Annotated in this window: 4 protein-coding genes; all 4 read right to left on the reverse strand. The window is 51.7% G+C overall.

Annotated features, from left to right (window positions below; translation table 11 throughout):
- Window positions 1–1,243 (reverse strand): peptidase U32 family protein (locus QCH34_RS09185; protein ID WP_300333169.1); only part of this gene is annotated, 1,243 nt, incomplete at its 3' end.
- 40 nt (window positions 1,244–1,283) lie between these two features.
- Entirely contained in the window at window positions 1,284–2,009 is a 726-nt protein-coding gene (locus tag QCH34_RS09190) for a PhoU domain-containing protein (protein ID WP_300333171.1), read from the reverse strand.
- A gap of 5 nt (window positions 2,010–2,014) precedes the next feature.
- Complete coding sequence (pstB, locus tag QCH34_RS09195) at window positions 2,015–2,773, reverse strand: phosphate ABC transporter ATP-binding protein PstB (RefSeq protein WP_300333174.1); 759 nt, start codon at window positions 2,771–2,773, stop codon at window positions 2,015–2,017.
- 3 nt (window positions 2,774–2,776) lie between these two features.
- Window positions 2,777–3,413, reverse strand: a 637-nt coding sequence (gene pstA / locus QCH34_RS09200; RefSeq protein ID WP_300333176.1) for a phosphate ABC transporter permease PstA, incomplete at its 5' end; no start/stop codon positions are given.

The raw sequence follows: 3,413 nt of genomic DNA on the forward strand, positions 1-3,413 counted from the left end.
AGGTTGCGATAATTGCTGCGGCTGCCTGCTCCACAGAGGCACGCCTGTTGATCGCAACCTCCATCCCCCTCTTCACGGGAACCGGGACTTTCACCCGCATCCGTCCGCTTTCAATTCGAAGATTGGTCCGGATCTCACAGCCGATATCTTCCTCTCCATCTTTTGAGAAGACGATCCCATCCCCTCTCTCCGGGTATGGTGCCGTCAGATCCCCGACGACTGCCTCACCGCGCTCACGATCATACCACTGGACGGTTCCAAATCTGACACCGCGGTTGTCAGGGCGATCTTCTGAGACAAATGCTGATCCAATTGCGCCAAAGAGGTGTCCCTCAGTAAAGCCGCGATTAAATGCAAACTGTGCTGAGAGCAGTTCCACCGGATCGGGTGAGAATGTCCCGGATTGAATCTGATCGAGTGCCTTTCGGTAGAGCGAGATGACGGTTGCCACATATTCAGGGGATTTCATCCTCCCTTCAATCTTGAGTGCCGCGACATCCATCATCTCAGGTAACCGGGGATATGTAGCGAGATCCTGGGGTGAGAGGAGGTACCCCCCGTCCCTCTCCTCCCCATCCGGAATTATTCTCCCAAATCGATCTCCTGATCCGATGATCGGAATGTACTTCCGGCGGCATGGCTGGGCGCAGGTGCCACGGTTTCCGCTTCGCCCGCCGATGACAGAAGAGAGAAGGCATTGCCCCGAGTACCCCATACAGAGGGCTCCATGTGCAAAGAGTTCCAGTCCTATGCCAAGCGTCTCTGCCTCATGCTGGAGACTCCTGACTTCATCGATTGAGAGCTCACGCGCAAGGACGACACGGCTGATCCCATGTGCTGCGGCATATCTGAGCCCTTCGATGGAATGGATCGTCATCTGGGTTGAGGCATGGAGCGTGAGCTTTGGCACAATCCGGCGTGCAATCGAGAGGACCCCGTGATCCTGGATGAGGATGGCATCGGCTCCGATCCTGTAGAGGAAGAGGAGGTATTCGGCTACAGCAGGCATTTCATCATCAGATACGAGGGTATTGACGGTAACATAGACCTTTATGGAACGGGCATGGGCATCCTGTATGACCTGTACCAGTGCATCATCATCGAAGTTTGCAGCATATGCCCGTGCGCCGAAACGGCTGCCTGAGAGGTAGATCGCGTCTGCTCCTGCTGCAACGGCAGCCTCAAATGCCTCGCGGGAACCGGCAGGTGCCAGAAGCTCAGGGATGTGGGTACTCCTCTCCATTATGCATACTTTTGGCACAGATGGAGATAAAAAGAGGGGATTACCGGATATCGACCCGCTCGCCGGTGACCATGTAATGGATCTTTTCGGCAGTCTTGCATGCATGATCCGCACACCGCTCAAGATAGCGGTCGATGAGGAGGTAGGTTGCGCAGTAGGGAATGGTTTTTGGATCCTCTTTCATGATCATGATACAGTCCTCATAGATGTTATATCGCATCCGATCTACACAATCGTCACGTTCAGAAAAGCCTCTGATCATCCCGAGATCATGTGTCCGGAAGGCGGTGATCGCATCTTCTAGCATTGAGATTGCAAGAGCGGCCATCTCCGGGAGCCCCATCATATCCTTAATGTGGATACCATCCGGGAGTTTATAGGTGCAATGGCAGATATCCTTTCCATATCTTCCGATCCTCTCTGCTGAAGTGATAAGGTTCATACAGCATGAGATGGTCCGGAGATCCCGTGCCACAGGCTGATTAAGTCCTATCAGCATGAGCCCCTCCTCTTCAAGCTGATCGCTCTTCAGGCTGAGGAAGATCTTTCTCGGAACCATTATCTGTTGATGCATCTCAGGTTGCCCGTTTGAGGTGTCGCAGGATATGCAGTGGCTCTCCATTCCGCCGGCAATCTCACATGCCTGCTCCCGATTAAGCGATCGGAACGCATCAAAGGAATCACGGAGCATTGTGAGGGCGAATATACTGTAATTCTCAACTGATATCTGGTATGCGTCGAGTTCCTGGTGAAAGTGGTCTTTCATGATAATCAACCAAATCTCCCGGTAATATAGTTCTCGGTCAGTTCTTCCTTTGGACGTTCAAAGATAACTGGAGTGGTATCGAATTCTATTAATTTTCCCATATACATAAACCCCGTGTAATCTGACACACGTGCTGCCTGCTGCATATTATGCGTTACTATGACTACAGTGTACTCCTCCTTAAGCTCAGTGATGAGGTTTTCTATCTTCGCTGTAGCAATGGGATCGAGGGCTGAGCAGGGCTCATCCATCAGAATGATATCCGGGTCAACTGAGAGGGTTCGTGCTATACAGAGACGCTGCTGCTGCCCTCCCGAGAGACCGCGTGCAGGGTCGTGCAGCCGGTCTTTTACTTCATCCCAGAGGGCAGCTCCCCTCAGACTCTCCTCTGCAATATCATCCAGCCTCTTCCGATCTTTGATACCATGCACTTTTGGTCCATAGATGACATTTTCATAGATGGATTTTGGAAAGGGATTTGGCTGCTGGAAAACCATACCTATCTTTTTTCGTAATTCAACGACATCGGTTGATCTCTCTGTGATCTCCTTGCCGTGGTAGAGGATCGATCCTTTGACCGTGCAGACGGGTATGAGATCATTCATCCTGTTGAAACACCTGAGCAGTGTGGATTTTCCGCAACCCGATGGACCTATAAGTGCCGTGACTTTATGTTTTGGGATTTTGATGTCGACACCGAGGAGTGCCTGTGCATCACCATAATACAGGTCAAGGTTTCTTGTTTCAAGAGCAATTTCTTTCATATCTCACCACGTAACGGTCTTTCTTGCATGCCTTCTCAGGATGATGGCAATGGTGTAAATGCCGGTGACCAGGGCGAGGAGGACAAGTGCGGTACCATATTTCTGCGTGTCAGCACCGGGTACATTAGTTGCCAGGATAAAAAGATGATAGGGAAGAGCCATCACCGGCTCAAATACCGATGTCGGGAGATATCGTTTTGAGAAGACAACGGCAGTGAAGAGGAGCGGTGCGGTCTCTCCTGCGGCTCTTCCGATACCAAGGATTGTTCCTGTCAGAATGCCAGGAGCAGCAGCAGGGAGTACAACCCGTGAGATGGTATGCCATCTTGTCGCTCCAAGCGCAAGACTTCCATGCCTGAGAGAGTCGGGAACAGACTTCAGCGCCTCTTCGCTTGTCCTGATGATCGTTGGGAGTATCATCAGGGCAAGGGTAATCTGTCCGGCTATTAGCGAAACGCCAAGACCGACAAAGAGGACGAGGAATGCAAATCCAAAGAGACCGAAGACGATCGAGGGCGTACCATTCAGGAGGTCGTTTCCTGCTCTTATAATCCTGGTGAGGCGCCCTTCGAGGGTATATTCATTCAGGTAGATTGCAGCTCCAACACCGATCGGGAGTGGGATCGCCACAGCTCCTGCA

The organism is Methanocalculus sp. (genome assembly GCF_029762515.1).
In the GTDB taxonomy this organism is placed as follows: domain Archaea; phylum Halobacteriota; class Methanomicrobia; order Methanomicrobiales; family Methanocorpusculaceae; genus Methanocalculus.

Bases quoted from the DNA above. Each gene is read 5' to 3' on its own strand.
- QCH34_RS09190 (WP_300333171.1), bottom strand. From the start codon at position 2,009: ATGAAAGACCACTTTCACCAGGAACTCGACGCATACCAGATATCAGTT.
- pstB (WP_300333174.1), bottom strand. From the start codon at position 2,773: ATGAAAGAAATTGCTCTTGAAACAAGAAACCTTGACCTGTATTATGGT.